The organism is Bradyrhizobium sp. Pha-3 (genome assembly GCF_042258615.1).
In the GTDB taxonomy this organism is placed as follows: Bacteria; Pseudomonadota; Alphaproteobacteria; order Rhizobiales; family Xanthobacteraceae; genus Bradyrhizobium.
This window is the reverse complement of the sequence record NZ_CP170152.1, coordinates 6830275-6846501: the sequence shown is the minus strand read 5'-3', so window position 1 is coordinate 6846501 and position 16227 is coordinate 6830275. Positions and strand designations below refer to the sequence as shown.

At 65.5% G+C, this 16227-nt stretch carries 10 protein-coding genes; 8 read left to right on the top strand and 2 right to left on the bottom strand.

Going from position 1 to position 16227, the window contains the following annotated elements:
* The first annotated feature begins 26 nt into the window (after positions 1 to 26).
* The gene (locus ACE10Z_RS32160) at positions 27 to 1262 is read left to right on the top strand and encodes an ABC transporter substrate-binding protein (protein WP_375784366.1); all 1236 of its coding nucleotides are present in this window, start codon (positions 27 to 29) and stop codon (positions 1260 to 1262) included.
* A 171-nt stretch (positions 1263 to 1433) separates the two neighbouring features.
* On the opposite strand, the gene ACE10Z_RS32155 is transcribed toward ACE10Z_RS32160, so the two are convergent.
* Positions 1434 to 2648 (bottom strand): mandelate racemase/muconate lactonizing enzyme family protein, encoded by a 1215-nt coding sequence (locus tag ACE10Z_RS32155; protein WP_375784365.1) that lies wholly within the window; start codon positions 2646 to 2648, stop codon positions 1434 to 1436.
* 244 nt (positions 2649 to 2892) lie between these two features.
* On the opposite strand from ACE10Z_RS32155, the gene ACE10Z_RS32150 reads away from it, so the two are divergent.
* Genes ACE10Z_RS32150 through ACE10Z_RS32120 form a run of 7 tightly spaced genes read left to right on the top strand, consistent with a single transcriptional unit; the run spans position 2893 to position 14125 of the window.
* The gene (locus ACE10Z_RS32150; RefSeq protein WP_375784364.1) at positions 2893 to 5325 is read left to right on the top strand and encodes a CaiB/BaiF CoA transferase family protein; all 2433 of its coding nucleotides are present in this window, start codon (positions 2893 to 2895) and stop codon (positions 5323 to 5325) included.
* Complete coding sequence (locus ACE10Z_RS32145) at positions 5325 to 6401, top strand: ABC transporter ATP-binding protein (RefSeq protein WP_375784363.1); 1077 nt, start codon at positions 5325 to 5327, stop codon at positions 6399 to 6401. The genes ACE10Z_RS32150 and ACE10Z_RS32145 overlap by 1 nt, the downstream gene beginning before the upstream one ends.
* Positions 6398 to 7420: an ABC transporter ATP-binding protein gene (locus ACE10Z_RS32140; RefSeq protein WP_375784362.1), complete on the top strand. Its 1023-nt coding sequence runs from the start codon at positions 6398 to 6400 to the stop codon at positions 7418 to 7420. The genes ACE10Z_RS32145 and ACE10Z_RS32140 overlap by 4 nt, the downstream gene beginning before the upstream one ends.
* On the top strand, positions 7417 to 8964 hold the full coding sequence (locus ACE10Z_RS32135; protein ID WP_375784361.1) for an ABC transporter substrate-binding protein: 1548 nt from the start codon (positions 7417 to 7419) through the stop codon (positions 8962 to 8964). Before ACE10Z_RS32140 ends, ACE10Z_RS32135 begins: the two co-directional genes overlap by 4 nt.
* A 3-nt stretch (positions 8965 to 8967) precedes the next feature.
* Positions 8968 to 9924, top strand: a complete 957-nt coding sequence (locus ACE10Z_RS32130) for an ABC transporter permease (RefSeq protein ID WP_375784360.1) — start codon at positions 8968 to 8970, stop codon at positions 9922 to 9924.
* Complete coding sequence (locus tag ACE10Z_RS32125) at positions 9921 to 10805, top strand: ABC transporter permease (RefSeq protein WP_375784359.1); 885 nt, start codon at positions 9921 to 9923, stop codon at positions 10803 to 10805. The genes ACE10Z_RS32130 and ACE10Z_RS32125 overlap by 4 nt, the downstream gene beginning before the upstream one ends.
* Before the next feature lie 17 nt (positions 10806 to 10822).
* Positions 10823 to 14125 carry a carboxyl transferase domain-containing protein gene (locus tag ACE10Z_RS32120; protein ID WP_375784358.1) on the top strand — a complete coding sequence of 1101 codons (3303 nt, stop codon included), beginning with the start codon at positions 10823 to 10825 and terminating at the stop codon, positions 14123 to 14125.
* Between the two features lie 334 nt (positions 14126 to 14459).
* Here ACE10Z_RS32120 and ACE10Z_RS32115 read toward each other — a convergent pair whose 3' ends face one another.
* Positions 14460 to 16094 carry a flavin-containing monooxygenase gene (locus ACE10Z_RS32115; RefSeq protein WP_375784357.1) on the bottom strand — a complete coding sequence of 545 codons (1635 nt, stop codon included), beginning with the start codon at positions 16092 to 16094 and terminating at the stop codon, positions 14460 to 14462.
* Positions 16095 to 16227 lie beyond the last annotated feature (133 nt).

The following is a 16227-nucleotide window of genomic DNA, read 5'->3' as shown; positions in this document are numbered from 1 at the left end:
TGCTGCCGGCGTTTGTGGCGATGTTGATGCAAACAAAACGACAAACCGTGCTTTCGATATGCCTTGTCCTCGCAGCTGTTCTCGCGGCGTCGCCATTGCGTGCGCAGCAGGGGCCGGAAGCGAAGACGGATAGCGAGATCCGTGTCGGCAACGTCATGCCCTACACGGGGCCGCTCGCCGCGTTCGCGACCATCGGGCGGGCGGAAGCGGCCTATTTCGACATGGTCAACGAGCAGGGCGGCATCAACGGCCGCAAGGTCAGGTTCGTCTCGGTCGATGACAGCTCCAATCCGAAGACCGCAATCGAGCAAACCCGCGATCTCGTCGAGAAGCAGGACGTGCTGTTGATGTTCGGCTCGTTCGGCACGCCGAGCAACCTCGCCGTCCGAAAGTACCTCAATGAGAAGAATATCCCGCAGCTGTTCGTCGCCTCCGGCGACGAGGAGTGGGCGCATCCGAAAGCCTTTCCCTGGACCATGGGCTGGCAGCCGACCTTCCGTGCCGAGGGGCGGATCTACGCCAACTACATCCAGGCCGCCTATCCGTCGCGCAAGATCGCGGTGCTCTGGCAGAACGACCAGTTCGGCCGCGATCTGTTCAAGGGCTTGCAGGAAGGGCTCGGCGACACCGCGGGCATGATCGTCGCCGATCTCGCCTTCGACGCATCGGAGACCAGGATCGAGAACCAACTCGGGATATTGAGGGACTCCGGCGCCGACATCCTGGTGTTCGACGGCGCGCCGGCGATCGCGGCGCGCGCGATCCGCATCGTGGCCGGGATGGATTGGCATCCGGTGTTCATCCTCGACAATGCCTCGGCCTCGATCGCCAGCGCTCTGCAGCCGGCTGGCCTGCAGAATTCGCTGGGCGTGATCTCGACCTCGTTCCTGAAGGACGCCGGCGATGCCTCCTGGAAGAACGATCCGCAGATCAAGGCGTGGGACGCCTTCATGGACAAGTACTACCCCGACGGCGACAAGGACGACATCTACGCCGTGTTCGGCTATGCCGCCGCCGACACGCTGATGCAGGTGCTGCGTCAGTGCGGCGACGACCTGTCGCGCGAGAACATCATGCGGCAGGCCGCCTCGCTGAAGGACTATCAGAGCCCGATCGCGCTGCCCGGGATCGTGATCAACACCGGGCCGAAGGATTTCCGCCCGATCAAGCAGATGCGGCTGGTGCAGTTCGACGGTAATGCCTGGCAGCCGATCGGCGACGTGATCGAGAGCGCGTTCACGCCGGTGCGGGAGGATAATTGAGAGGGCGCCAATTGCTTAGCTGTATGCGAAGCTCGCCGCTCTATCACCGTCACCCTGAGGTGGCCGCTTCTTAAGCGGCCCTCGAAGGGTCGACGGCCCCACTGTGGCCGTGCATCCTTCGAGGCTCGCTCCGCTCGCACCTCAGGATGACGGGTCTGATAGCGTAACCGCCTACTTCTTCAGCCCGTAATTCAGCAGCCCGCCCTTGTTTTGCGGCGGATGGGCGCGCAGGCCTTCCTCGTTCGGCTCGGTGCCCCAGCCCGGGCGATCCGGGATCACGAGATGGCCGTCGACGAATTCCGGCACGTGGGTGAACAGCTCGTGGTCCCAGGCCAGCCGATCGATATCGGTCTCCATGATGCGCAGGTTCGGCACCGCGGCGCAGAAATGCGCGTTCATCATGGTGCAGAGGTGGCCGTAGAAATTATGCGGCGCGACGTTGACCTCGAAATGCTCGGCGGCGGCGGCGATCTTCATCGACTGCCAGACGCCGTTCCAAGGCGTGTCGATGATCGCGACATCCATCGCCTGCTCGGTGAAATAGGGCAGGAATTCGCGCAGGCCGAGCAGCGTCTCGCAGGACGAGATCGGGTGCGGGCTCTGCCGGCGGATGTAGCCGAGCGCCTGCGGGTTGAAGGTGTCGATCTCGACCCAGAACATGTCCATCTTCTCGATGGCGCGCAGGATCTTGAGATAGCCTTCGGTCTTGGCGTTGAAGTTGAGGTCGAGCAGGAGATCGACATCCGGCCCGGCGCCGTCGCGAATCGCCTCCAGATGCATGCAGAGATTGCGCAGCACATTGCGGTCGACATTGATCTCGGGCTGGAACGGCGAGCCGAAGCCGGGGCGCCAGCCTTGCGGCTTGCCATCCGTGTAGACGAAGATATTGGTCTTCATCGCCGAGAATTTCTTCTCGCGCACCTCGGCCCCGATCGCCTTGACGCCGTCGAGATCGGTGATTGCGGGCTTGTACCAATCCGGATGATTGATGCGCCAGGTCGCGCAATGCGACCAATAGACCCGCACGCGGTCGCGGATCTTGCCGCCGAGCAGATCGTAGCAGGGCACGCCGAGCGCCTTGGCCTTGACGTCGAGCAGCGCGTTCTCGATCGCCCCGAGCGCCAGCGCCACCACGCCGCCGGCGGCGGGGCGCGTCGCGGCGAACAGCTCGACATAGATCCGCTCGTGCTCGAACGCGTTCTTGCCGACCACCCGCGCCGACAGCCGCTCGATCGCCGCGGTCACGCCGGGTGCACCGAAACCTTCGTCGTATTCGCTCCAGCCGACCAGCCCGTCCGTGGTCGTCACCTTGACGAAATGATAATTCCGCCAGCCGGCATCGCAGGCGAGCGTCTCGACGCTTTTGATTGTGGTGGATTTGCTCATGGTTTCCTGCCCGGCGTTTGTTGATGTTGAAGTGAGCACAATAGCGGATCGAGCAATGCGTCAACCGCACGGCGGCAGACCGTCAGCGCACGCTTGTTGCAAAGTGCAGCGGCAATCGCTTGAATTCCGTCAAGCGGAAGAAAATTCCACTTGCATCACACAGTCGGCGCGGCTTCAAGTTCAGGCAACAAGAAACTGAATCAGCCGATGGCCTCGGCTGGTCATTTTGTCGCGAGGAAGCGTGATGGGCGCGTTGTCGCATCTGCGGATAGTCGAGATCGGAAGCGCGGCGGCGACGAGCTATTGCGCGCGGCTGTTCGCTGATTTCGGCGCCGATGTGCAGAAAGTCGAGCCGCCAGCGGGCGATCCGCTTCGCCGCACTGCGCCGCTGACGCCGCAGGGGCACAGTGCATGGTTCGCGTTTCTCAACTTCAACAAATCGAGTGTCGTGCTCGACCGGAACGACGCGAGCGCCATATCGCGCCTGCATAAGCTGATTTCCGGCTGCGATATCCTGCTCGATGGACGCGGGATCGATGCGGCGAATTGTCCCGGCCTCGATCTCGATGCGATCAAGCGGAACAATCCGGGCCTGATCCATCTCGACCTCGCCTGGTTCGGCGATCGCGGTCCCTATGCCGATTTCGCGGCGACCGATTCCACGATCCGCGCACTCACCGGCCTCGTGAAGCTGGTCGGGCCCGAGCAGGGGCCGCCGATGCATGCGCCGGATTTCCAGACCGGGATTCTTGGCGGGCTGTGGGGCTTCATTGCCGCGGCGTCGTCGGTGCTCGGCCGCATGCAGGATGGGCGCGGGCGCAGCAGCCATCTCAGCCTGTTCGAGGCCTCTATCGCCGTCACCGAATACATCATGTTCGAGGCGTTCCAGCGCGGCGACATCATGCGGCGGATCGGCGTCAACCGGTTCTGGCCGACCTTTCCGGTCGGCATCTACGAGACCAAGCAGGGCTGGCTCGGCGTCACCACGGTGACCCCGGCGCAGTGGCGCGCGTTCTGCGAGATGCTCGGGCTCACCGATCTGCGCGACGATCCGACATTGGTCATGGGCGTCGACCGGCTGCAACGCGTCGCCGAGATCGAAGGCAAGATTCTGCCGAAGCTGAAGCAGCGCACCGCGCAGGAATGGTTCGCCGAGGGTCTCAGGCGCAAGATCCCGATCGTGCCGGTGCCGGAGATCGCGGATCTCGTCGCCGATGAAGAAAAGCTTGCGCGCGGCGCGATCGTCCCGATCGCGGTCGGCGACGAGACCGGCTTTTCCGCCGGCACGATGCAACGATTGACGGGAACGCCGCCGCTGCGCGGTGGCCGCGTGCCTGAGATCGGCGAGCAGCAGGCGAGGCCCGAGGCCGCGCCGCGTGTGCCTGCACCGAAGCCGGCTGCGACCCATCGCCTGCCGCTCGAGGGCATCCGCGTGGTCGATTTCTCGATGGGCTGGGCCGGGCCGATCTGCACCCGCACGCTCGCCGATCTCGGCGCCGACGTGATCAAGATCGAGGCGACTCAGTATCCGGATTGGTGGCGCGGCGTCGACCGCCGTCCGGCCTATGTGCTGGAGCAGATGTACGAGAAATCGGTGCGCTACTGCATCATGAACCGCAACAAGCGCGGCATTACGCTCGATCTGACCCGGCCGAAGGGGCTTGCGCTCGCGAAGCGCCTGCTTACCGATGCCGACCTCGTGGTCGACAATTATTCGGTCGAGGTGCTGCCCAAGCTCGGTCTCGGCTACGACGTGCTGAGCAAGATCAATCCGAAGCTCGTGATGATGTCGATGTCGGCATTCGGCGCCGGCAGCGTGCATCGCGACTGCCGCGCTTACGGCTCGACCCTGGAGCAGGGTTCCGGCCTGCCGAGTGTGGTCGGCGATCCCGGCGGCCCGCCTGTGATGAGCCACACCGCGTTCGGCGACGCCGTCGGCGGGCTCAATGGCGCTGCCGCGGTGCTGACCGCGCTGATTCACGCAAAGCTGACGGGGCAGGGCCAGTTCATCGATCTCGCGCAGATCGAGTGCATGATGCCGTTCGCCGCACCCTGGATCGTCGCCCATTCGATCGACGGCAAGCAGCCTGCGAAATACGGCAACCGCCATCCGGATTTCGCGCCGCATGGCTGCTTTCGTTGCGACGGCGAGGACAACTGGATCGTGGTCGCGGTATCCGACGACGCAATGTGGCCAAGACTTGCGCGGCTGCTCGGCCGCGAGGACTGGGCCGAGGACGAGACGCTCAGGACGGCCGCGGGCCGCCGCGCCATCGAGGCCGAGATCGAAGCTGCGATCGAGGCCTGGACCTCTGCACGCGATGCCGATGCGGCGATGGCTGCGCTGCAGTCCGCTGGCGTCGCGTCCGGCGTCGCGCGGCTGCCGATCGATCTCCTGCAGGACCCGCAGCTCCACGCCCGCGATTTCATCCAGCAGGTCGACCGCGCCTTCATCGGCAAACATCCGCAGCCGTCGATGCCGTTCCGCGAGAGCGATGCACCGTTTGCGATCCGCTCGGTGCCGCCGACGCTCGGCGAGCATAATCGCGAGATCCTTTCCGGCATGCTCGGCCTCTCCGACGCCGAGCTTGAAGAACTCACCCGCGAGGGCATCATCGGCACCGAGATGCTGATGGAGGAGCAGCTGGTGAAAGAGAAGAAGCGGGCGGCAGGTTGATGGAGGCAGGCCAGCCGGTACAGCGCAGAGCGGAGGGTGCGCGCGACGGTGCGCGGCCGCTGCTGTCCGTGCGCGGGCTCGGCATCCGCTTCAAGACGTCGCAGGGCATCTGGCAGGCGACGCGCCGGATCGACTTCGACATCGCGCCTGGCGAGCGGGTCGGCATCGTCGGCGAGAGCGGCTGCGGCAAGACCATCACCGGCCTGTCGATCCTGCGGCTGCTGCCCGGCAACTTTGCCGGGCTCGACGGCAAGATCCTGTTCGACGGCGTCGATCTCGCCTCCTGCAGCGCGCGGCAGATGCGTGCGATCAGGGGCAAGCGGATCGCGATGATCTTCCAGGAGCCGATGAGCGCGCTCGATCCGGTGTTCACCGTGGGCCACCAGATCGCGGAGACGCTGCGCGTCCATACCGATGTCTGCTACGAGGAAGCACGCGCCAAAACGCTGGAGATGCTGCGTCGCGTCGGCATCGCCTCGCCGGAGCGGCGGATCGACGACTATCCGCACCAGCTCTCCGGCGGCATGCGCCAGCGGGTGATGATCGCCGCGAGCCTGATTTGCGGCCCGCAACTGCTGATCGCGGACGAGCCGACCACCGCGCTCGACGTCACCGTGCAGGCGCAGATCCTCGAGCTGCTGCGCGACATCAGCGAGACCTCGAAGACCGCGCTGATGCTGATCACCCACGATCTCGGCGTCGTCGCCGAGACCTGCACGCGGATGATCACGATGTATGCCGGTGAGGTGATCGAGGACGCCACCGTCGACGAGGCATTGGTGCGGCCGCTGCATCCCTATACGTCCGGTCTTTTGCGTTCGCTGCCGCATCTGAGCCCGCGCCATGGCCGGTTGCCGTCGATCCCGGGCCGGGTGCCGTCGATCGCGGAGATGCCGGCCGGCTGCCGCTTCCGCGCCCGCTGCGCGCATGCGGCCAAAGGCTGCGAAGCGGAGCAGAAGCTGCAGGACGCCGGCGGCGGCCGCAAGGTGCGTTGCTGGCGCTTTGCCGAGCTCAATCTGCCGGGCGCGCTGCATCCGCCCGATACGCCGGTGGCTTCGAAGGTCGCGACGCAATGACCGCAGCATCCACTGAACAACGCGGCGAGCCCATCGTCTCGGTGCGCGATCTCCAGGTCCGCTTCCAGACCTCGGATCGCCGCGCCACCGTGAAGGCGGTCGATGGCGTCAATTTCGACGTCCGCCGCGGCGAGACGTTCGGCATCATCGGCGAGTCTGGCTCGGGCAAGACCACGATCGGCCGCGCGCTGGTGTTCCTGCTGAAACCCAGCGCCGGCGCCATCCTGCATGACGGCATCGATCCGCTGGCGTTGCCACGCGGGGAATTCCAGAGCCATCGCCGCGACTACCAGATCATCTTCCAGGATCCGAACGCGGCGCTAAACCCGCGCATGACGATCCTGGCCTCCGTGCTGGAGCCGCTGGAGCTCGCTGGTGTCGGCAGCCGCACTGATCGCGAGCGACAGGCGCGGGAGGCGCTGGAGCGCGTCGGCCTGCCGCAGGAGTTCGGCGAACGCTATCCGCACCAGCTGTCCGGCGGGCAGAAGCAGCGCGTCGTGATCGCGCGTGCACTGACGCTCAAGCCCAAACTGATCGTCTGCGACGAGGTGGTGGCCGCGCTCGACATGTCGATCCGCGGCGACGTGCTCAATCTGTTTGCCGATCTGCAGCGCGATCTCGGCCTGACCTATGTCTTCATCACCCACGACCTCGCCGTGGTCTCGCATATCAGCGAGCGCGTCGCGGTGATGTATCTCGGCCAGTTCGTCGAGCTCGGGCCGACCGAAGAGGTCGCCGAGCGGCCGCTGCACCCCTACACGATCGCATTGCTTTCGGCCGAGCCGCGGCCGCTGCCGTCGTCGATGCGCGAGGCGCAGCGCATCGTGCTGCAGGGCGAGGTACCGAGCCCGATCGATCCGCCCTCGGGCTGTCGCTTCCGCACCCGATGCCCGCATGCGCAGCCGCTCTGCACCGAGCGTGTGCCGGAGTGGCGCGAGTTGAAGCCCGATCACTGGGTGGCCTGCCATTTCGCCGACCGCCCGAATTTTTCGAACAACATACCGGAGACAACGCCATGACAATGACGACACGACGCGAAGCCATGGCGCTGATCTCGGGCGCACTTGCGAGCACCACGCTCGGCGGCCGCGCATTTGCGCAAGGCGCGCCGAAGAAGGGCGGCACCTTGCGGATCTCGGCGCCGGCCAATCCGTCGAGCCTCGATCCGGCAACCGGCGGCGCCGGCTCCGATCACGCCTTCCTGTTCACGATGTACGACACGCTGGTGGAATGGGAGTTCGACACGCTGAAACCGAAGCCGGGGCTTGCCGAAAGCTGGAAGTTCACCGATCCCAACACGTTGGTGCTCAACATCCGCGCGGGCGTCACCTTTCATGACGGCACGCCGCTCGACGCGGAGGCGGTGAAGTTCAATCTCGATCGCAACCGGGGCGATGCGAAGTCGAACATCAAGGCCGATCTGCTCTCGGTCGCCTCGGTCGAGGTCACCGGCCCGCAGCAGGTGACCTTGAAGCTGAAGACGCCGGACACCGCGCTGCCCGGCATTCTCTCCGATCGCGCCGGCATGATGGTGTCGCCGACGGCGCTGAAGGCGGCCGAGGGCGGCGTCGTGACGCGCAAGCCGGTCGGCGCCGGCGCCTATGCTTTCGTGAACTGGGCCGACGGCGAGAAGATCGTGGTCAAGCGCAACGAGAAATACTGGAAGCCGGACCGGCCCTATCCTGACGGCATCGAGTTTTCGATCATTCCCGAGCTCACCACCGGCGCCCGCTCGGTCACCGCCGGGCAGAACGATCTGATCTATCAATTGCCGCCGCGGCAGAAGGCAATCATCGAGCGCGCCTCGAGCGTCAAGGTGGTGCACGGCCCGACGCTCTATGTGCTCCAGATTTTCCTCAACTGGGCCAAGCCGCCGTTCGACAACGTCAAGGTTCGCCAGGCGCTCAACTTCGCGATCGATCGCGAGTCCTTCGTCAAGGCCGCGCTCGCCGGCCTTGCCGAGCCGGCCTACATGAACCTGCCGAAGGCGCATTGGGCCTATGATGCCGAGGTCGCCAAACTCTATCCCTACGATCCCGACAAGGCACGCAAGCTGCTCGCCGAGGCCGGCTTCAAGGAGGGCACCCCGATCGAGCTCGGCGGCTATCCGGACCAGGATTCGGTGCAGCGTCAGGAGATCCTGATCGAGCAATTGCGCAAGGCCGGCATGAACGTGCGGTTCGTCAATGCCCCGATCGCGGAGGCCTCTGCCGCGTTCTTCGGTCCGGAGAAGAAGGGCGCCGGGCTGCTCTCGGCCTGGACCGGCCGGCCCGACCCCAGCCTGACCTATTCGCTGATGTTCACCAAGGACGCCTATTACAATGGCGGCCGCGCGCCGGTGCCTCCGGAGCTCGAGGCCGCGATCAAGGAATCGCGCGCATCGGAAGATATCGAGGTCAGGCGCAAGGCCTTCGCCACCGTGCAGCGGCTGGTGATGGAAAACGCCTTTGTCGCGCCGCTGGCGTTCCAGTTCGAGCTGGTCGCCATGAACAAGAAGGTGCAGGGCTATCGGCCCAATCTGCTCGGCAAGCCGAAATACGACGACGTCTGGCTCGAAGGCTGAACCATGGCACGACGGTCACCAGTCAAGGTCATCGGCAGCCGCCTCGTGCAGGCGCTGCCCGTGATCCTGCTCGCGACCTTCATGGTGTTCGCGCTGCTCAAGCTGGTGCCCGGCGACATTGCCGTGACCTTGGCGGGCGACAACGCGACCGATGCGCGGATCACCGAGATCAGAAAGATCTACGGCCTCGACCGGCCGTTCCTGGTGCAATACGGCGCCTGGCTCGGTCATGTCGCGCAGGGCGATCTGTCGCAATCGCTCTTGACCGGCGAGAAGGTCGCGGTCTCGATCGGCCGTGCTTTCCCGAATACGCTCTTGATCGTCGTGATCGCGCTGGTGCTGGCACTCATCACGGGCATCCCGATGGGCGTGATGGCCGCGATCAAGCCGAATGGTTGGGTCGACAAGCTGATCAGCATGATTGCCTCGCTCGGCGTCGCAGTGCCGGGCTTCTGGCTTGCGATGATCCTGGTGGCCGAGTTCTCGCTGAAGCTGAACTGGTTGCCGGCAACCGGCGCCAAATCCTTCAGCGTCTCGCCGATCGATGCGATCCGGCACGCGCTGCTGCCGGCCATCGCGATCGCGGCCTATGGCATGGCCGAGGTCGCGCGCCAGCTGCGCGGCGCGTTGCTGGAGGTGCTGTCCTCGCAATATGTCCGCACGCTGCATGCCAAGGGGCTGTCGATGTCCCGCATCCTCTGGCAGCACGGCCTGAAGAATGTCGGCGTCAATCTGCTCACGATCATCAGCCTCCTCATCAACCGCATGCTGGCGGCAACCGTCGTGATCGAGGCGGTGTTTGCGATTCCCGGCCTCGGCAGCCTGATCGTGCGCGGTGCGATCCAGCGCGATTTCCCGATCGTGCAGGGTGTGGTGTTCACCATGGTGGTCGTCGTCATCGCGGTGAACCTGATCACCGATCTGCTGTGTGCCGCGGTCGATCCGAGGATCGAGCAATGACCGACACGGCACTTGCTCCGCTCAACGTGCAGGCCAAGCCGACCCGGCTCCGCCGGCTCGTGCGCTGGCTCGCCGGCGATCTGCGCGCCGCGCTGTCGATCCTGGTGCTGTCGGTGCTGGTTGTCGTCGCAATCGGCGCGCCCTGGATCGCGCCCTACGCGCCGACCGCGCAGGACGTCAACAACATGCTGGCACCGCCGGGGCCCTTGCATCTGCTCGGCACCGACGACCTCGGCCGCGACATCTTCTCCCGCCTGATCTACGGCGCACCGGCCACCGTCTATGCCAGCCTGCTTGCGGTCGGTGTCGCGGTCCTGATCGGGCTGCCGGTCGGCCTGATCGCTGGCTACTTCGGCGGCTGGATCGACGACATCATCAGCCGCATCATCGACACGTTCCTGTCGTTCCCCGCCATCGTGCTGGCAATCGCAGTCACCGGCGCGCTCGGCATCGGGCTGACCAACGGGATGATCGCGATCGGCATCACGATGTTCCCGGCGCTGGCGCGCATCGTCCGCGCCCGCACGCTGATCGTGCGGCAGGAGCTCTATGTCGACGCGTCGAGGGGCTTTGGCGCGCCGACCTGGCATGTGCTGTGGCGCCACGTGCTGCCGAACACGCTGCAACCGGTCATCGTGCAGGTGACGCTGCTGCTCGCCGCGGCGCTCTTGGCGGAGGCCAGCCTGTCGTTCCTCGGCCTCGGCATCCAGCCGCCGGACCCGAGCTGGGGCGCCATGCTGGCGCGCGCCTATCAATACATGGAAATCGCCCCGGAGCAGATGTATGCGCCGGGCCTTGCCATTCTCGTCGTCTCCCTGGCGTTCAATGCGCTCGGGGAATCCTTGCGTGTCGTGCTCGATCCGACCATGAAGGATCGTTGACCTTTGGTGAAGATGTCATGTCCTTCAAGAAACTGCTGATTGCCAACCGCGGTGAGATCGCGATCCGCATTGCCCGCGCCGCGGCCGAGAGCGGTATCGCCACGGTGGCGATCTATCCCGCCGACGATGCCGCCTCGCTGCACGTCCGATCCGCCGATGCGAGCCACGAGATCCCCGGCCGCGGCGCGCGGGCGTATCTCGATATCGAGGCTGTGATCGCGGCGGCCAAGGCCACGGGCTGCGATGCGTTGCATCCGGGCTATGGCTTCCTCAGCGAGAACACGCAGCTGGCGCGGCGCTGTGCCGAGGAGAAGATCACCTTCGTCGGCCCGTCCCCCGAGGCGCTCGATCTGTTCGGCGACAAGGCCAAGGCAAAGGCGCTGGCGAAGAAATGCGGTGTGCCTGTTATCACCGGGACGTCGGGCGCGACCTCACTCGACGAGGCAAAGGCCTTCTTCACCTCGCTCGGCGCCAACGCCGCCGTGATGGTCAAGGCGATCGCCGGCGGCGGCGGCCGCGGCATGCGGGTGGTCGAGGACTTGGCGAAGCTGGATGAAGCCTATGCGCGCTGCCAGTCGGAGGCCAAGGCGGCGTTCGGCAACGATGCCGTCTATGTCGAGCGGCTGATCCGCAAGGCGCGCCATATCGAGGTGCAGATCATCGGCGATCGCCATGGTGCGATCAGTCATCTCTGGGAGCGCGAATGCACCATCCAGCGCCGCAACCAGAAACTGATCGAGGTGGCGCCGAGCCCGTCGCTGAGCGACGGCTTGCGCGCGCGCATCATCGAGGCGGCAAAGCAGCTCGCCTCCGCCGCGCGCTACGACAGCCTCGGCACCTTCGAATTCCTGGTGGATGACGAAGCGGGAGAAGGCGAGGGCGCTTTCGCCTTCATCGAGGCCAATCCGCGGCTGCAGGTCGAACACACCGTCACCGAGGCGGTGCTTGGCATCGACCTCGTGCGGTCGCAGCTCGCGGTCGCCGCCGGTGCCACGCTGGCTTCGCTCGGGCTGGCGCAATCAGCCGTGCCGCTGCCGCGCGGCTATGCCATGCAGCTCCGCGTCAACATGGAGGTGATGGACGAGAAGGGCATCACAAAGCCGACCGGCGGCACGCTCAGTGTGTTCGACCTGCCGTCCGGCCCCGGCGTCCGCGTCGATACGTTCGGCTATTCCGGCTACCGGACCAGCGCGGCGTTCGACTCGCTGTTGGCCAAGGTCATCGTGCATTCGCCGAGCCCGAAATGGACCGACGTGGTGCACAAGGCATCGCGCACCTTGCGTGAATTCCGCATCGGCGGCGTCGCCACCAACATCCCGTTCCTCGGCGCGATCCTGGCGCACCAGAGCTTTGCTCGGAACAAGATCAGTACCAACTTCATCGATACCCACGTGGCGGCGCTGGTCGGGGCCGCGAAGGAGCATGCCGCACCGCTGCTCGAGGTGGGCGAAGCGGCGACGACCAAGGTCGCCGCCACCGAGGCGGCGCCCGAAGGATCGCTGCCGGTGCCTGCGCCGTTGCAGGGCACCATCGTGGCGATCGAGGTCGCGGAAGGCGATCTGGTCCGTCCCGGCCAGCAGATTGCGGTGCTGGAATCGATGAAGATGGAGCATCTCGTCACGGCGCCGCATGGCGGCCGGGTGACGAAGATCGCGGGCGGTCCCGGCGTCACCCTGATGCATGGCGAGCCGATCCTGTTCCTCGAACCCGCCGAGGTCGACGGTCACGCCGCGGAAGAAGCGGCGACGATCGATCTCGATCACATCCGTCCTGACCTCGGCGAGCTGATCGTGCGCAAGGCGATCACGCTGGACGAGAACCGTCCGGCCTCGGTCGAGCGCCGCCGCAAGACCAACCAGCGCACCGCGCGCGAGAACATCGCGCAGCTGGTCGATGAGGGCTCGTTCGTCGAATATGGCTCGCTCGCGATCGCGGCACAGCGCCGCCGCCGCAAGGTCGAGGACCTCATCAAGAACACGCCGGCCGACGGCCTGATCGCAGGCGTTGCCACCGTCAACGCGAAGGATTTCGGCGCCGATGGCGCGCGCTGCATGGTGATCTCCTACGACTACACCGTGCTCGCCGGCACCCAGGGCCATATGAACCACAAGAAGATCGACCGCATGCTCGGCCTTGCCGAGCAGTGGCGCATGCCGCTGGTGTTCTATGCCGAGGGCGGCGGTGGCCGCCCCGGCGATACCGACCGGCTCGGCATGACCGGCCTCGACGGGCCGTCGTTCGTGCAGTTTGCCAAGCTGTCGGGGCTCGTGCCCGTGGTCGGTGTGGTTTCGGGCTATTGCTTCGCCGGCAACGCCGCGATGCTCGGCGTCTGCGACGTCATCATCGCGACCAAAAACGCCTCGATCGGCATGGGCGGTCCCGCCATGATCGAGGGCGGCGGGCTCGGCGTCTACCATCCGGCCGAGGTCGGTCCGGTCTCGTTCCAATCGCCGAACGGCGTGATCGACATCCTGGTCGAGGACGAGGAAGAGGCGACGACGGTCGCGCAGAAATACCTGTCTTATTTCCAGGGCGCGGTGCAGGACTGGAAGGCGCCGGACCAGCGGCTGCTGCGCCGGGCGATCCCGGAAAATCGCCTGCGGGTGTATGACATCCGCAACGTGATCGACTTGATGGCCGACGAGGGGTCGGTGCTGGAGATCCGGCGCGATTTCGGCGTCGGCATGATCACGGCCTTCATCCGCATCGAGGGCAAGCCGTTCGGCCTGATCGCCAACAATCCGAAGCATCTCGGCGGCGCGATCGACGCTGCGGCCGGCGACAAGGCCGCGCGCTTCATGCAGCTGTGCGATGCCTTCGACATCCCGATCGTCTCGCTGTGCGACACGCCGGGCTTCATGGTCGGCCCCGAGGCCGAGAAGACCGCGATCGTGCGCCATGTCGCGCGGATGTTCGTCACCGGCGCGAGCATCACGGTGCCGCTGTTCGGAATCGTGCTGCGCAAGGGCTACGGTCTCGGCGCCCAATCGATGATCGGCGGCGGCTTCCACGCCTCGTTCTTCACGGTGGCGTGGCCGACCGGCGAATTCGGCGGCATGGGGCTCGAGGGCTATGTCCGCCTCGGCTTCCGCAAGGAGATGGAGGCGATCGAGGACCCCCTCGAGCGCGAGAAGTATTTCCAGACCAAGGTCGCCGAGCTCTACGCCAACGGCAAGGCAGTCTCGATCGCCTCGGTGCTCGAGATCGACGAGGTGATCGACCCCGCCGACACCCGGCATTGGATCATGGCCGGCCTGCGCTCGGTACCGAAGGCAGAGCCGCGGACGCACCGCAAGCGGCCGTGCATCGATGCGTGGTAGTGAAGGCGGGGCTGCGTTCTTACCCCAACTGTCATCGCCCGGCTTGACCGGGCGATCCAGTACGCCGCGGCCCATCGGCTCGATAACCCCTGTCTCTGGAATACTGGATCACCCGCTTTCGCGGGTGATGACACCGCATCTTTGACATCTTGAATCGGGAACCATCCACCGATGTCGTCCTGGCGAAAGCCAGGACCCATTACCCCAAATATTGATTTGTTGCACGGTGCTGGGGCCACGATCCCGTTCATCACTGGATGCGGTGGTTATGGATCCCGGCTTTCGCCGGGACGACGGCGGTGGGTGTGGCTTGCGCTTCACCTCAATACGCGCGCTACTCCAACCTCAACTCCGCATACCCCTGCGCCGCCACCTCGTCGCACCGCGCCCGATAGGCCGGCGCGCTGCCGCTGTAGCGGGCGACGATGCGGGTCTGCTTGCCTTCGACGTTGCGGTTGATGCCGGTCATCCAGGAATCGACCTCGTTGGAGAGCAGGCCGACCCCGAGCGCCTTGACATGGTCGGTCCAGCCGGCGGCGCCTTCGGGCGTGGCGTCGAGGAAGGTCAGACCGTTGGCCTTCGCAAAGCGGATCAGGCTGGTGACCCAGTCGACGCTGTATTCGATGCTGCGCGGGATGTTGCCGAGCGCGGTGTGCGGGCCCATCAGCATCATCATGTTGGGGAAGCCGTCGACCATCAGCCCGAGATAGGTTTCCGGGCCGTGCGTCCATTTCTGCTTTAGCCGCGCGCCGTGCGCGCCGCGAAAATCGATCTTGTCGAAGCTGCCGGTGATGGCATCGAAGCCGGTGGCGTAGATGATGATATCGAAGGCGTAGTCCTTGTCGGTGGTACGAATGCCCTCCGCCGTGACCCGCTCGATCGGCGTCTGCTTCAGGTCGACAAGCTCGACATTGTCGCGGTTGTAGACCTCGTAATAGAAGGTCTCGAGCGGCAGCCGCCGTGTGCCGAAGCCGTGATTCTTCGGGATCAGCTTCTCGGCGACCGCCTGGTTCTTCACGCGCTCGCGGATCTTGCGCGCGACGAAATCGCTGATCGTCGCATTCGCCTTGCGGTCGATCAGGATGTCCTTGAAGTTGCCCTGCCAGATGCCGAAGCCGCGCTCGCCATAGAGTTTTTCGTAGAACGCCTCGCGCTCGGCGTCGCTGACTTCGAACGCGCCGCGCGGATCGGGCGTATGCACGAAGCAGGCGAAGGTCTCCTTGCAGCGCGCAAAAATCTCCGGATAGCCGGCCTTGATCCTGGCTTGCGTCCCGGCGTCGATCTTGCCGTTGTGCAGCGGCGCCGCCCAATTGGCGGTGCGTTGGAACACGGTGAGGTGGCCGACCTCTCCGGCGATGGTCTGGATGGTCTGGATGCCGGTCGCGCCGGTGCCGATCACGGCAACGCGCTTGCCGGTGAAATCCACCTTCTGCTTCGGCCAGCGCGCGGTGTGGAACGATTGCCCCTTGAAATCGTCACGCCCCTCGATGCGCGGCAGGGTCGGTGTCGACAGCGGGCCGATCGCGGTGATCAGGAAGCGGCAGCTGTGTCGGGTGCCGTTCTCCAGCGTGATCTGCCAGCTCCGCGTATCGTCCTGGTAGATCGCGGATGTGACGCGGCTCTCGAACTGGATGTCGCGGCGCAGATCGAACTTGTCGGCGACGTAGTTGCAGTAGCGCAGGGTCTCGGGCTGGCCGGCGAAATGCTCGGACCATTCCCATTCCTCGAGCAGCTCCTTCGAGAACGAGTAGCCGTAGGAGTAGCTTTCGGAATCGAAGCGCGCGCCGGGATAGCGATTCCAGTACCAGGTGCCGCCGACGCCGGTGCCGGCCTCGAACACGCGCGCCGAGAGGCCGAGCTCGCGCAGCCGGTAGAGCTGATACATGCCGGACAGGCCGGCGCCGATGATGATGACGTCGTAGTCCAGCGCAGCCTTCTCGTGGCTGTTGTCCTGGCGCGTTGCGGCCACTCGTCGCTCCCTGATCGGTTGATTGCCGGCAAGGCTAACCGGTCTGACCGCTGCCGACAAACATCGAACAGCGGGGCAGCCATCGCGATTTGCCGGGGTGCGCCAGCCTGCGCGCATTCCGCGCGGCGGACGG

Coding starts and splice junctions, on each gene's coding strand:
- ACE10Z_RS32160 (WP_375784366.1), top strand. CDS start 27: ATGCAAACAAAACGACAAACCGTGCTTTCGATATGCCTTGTCCTCGCA.
- ACE10Z_RS32155 (WP_375784365.1), bottom strand. CDS start 2,648: ATGAGCAAATCCACCACAATCAAAAGCGTCGAGACGCTCGCCTGCGAT.
- ACE10Z_RS32150 (WP_375784364.1), top strand. CDS start 2,893: ATGGGCGCGTTGTCGCATCTGCGGATAGTCGAGATCGGAAGCGCGGCG.
- ACE10Z_RS32145 (WP_375784363.1), top strand. CDS start 5,325: ATGGAGGCAGGCCAGCCGGTACAGCGCAGAGCGGAGGGTGCGCGCGAC.
- ACE10Z_RS32140 (WP_375784362.1), top strand. CDS start 6,398: ATGACCGCAGCATCCACTGAACAACGCGGCGAGCCCATCGTCTCGGTG.
- ACE10Z_RS32135 (WP_375784361.1), top strand. CDS start 7,417: ATGACAATGACGACACGACGCGAAGCCATGGCGCTGATCTCGGGCGCA.
- ACE10Z_RS32130 (WP_375784360.1), top strand. CDS start 8,968: ATGGCACGACGGTCACCAGTCAAGGTCATCGGCAGCCGCCTCGTGCAG.
- ACE10Z_RS32125 (WP_375784359.1), top strand. CDS start 9,921: ATGACCGACACGGCACTTGCTCCGCTCAACGTGCAGGCCAAGCCGACC.
- ACE10Z_RS32120 (WP_375784358.1), top strand. CDS start 10,823: ATGTCCTTCAAGAAACTGCTGATTGCCAACCGCGGTGAGATCGCGATC.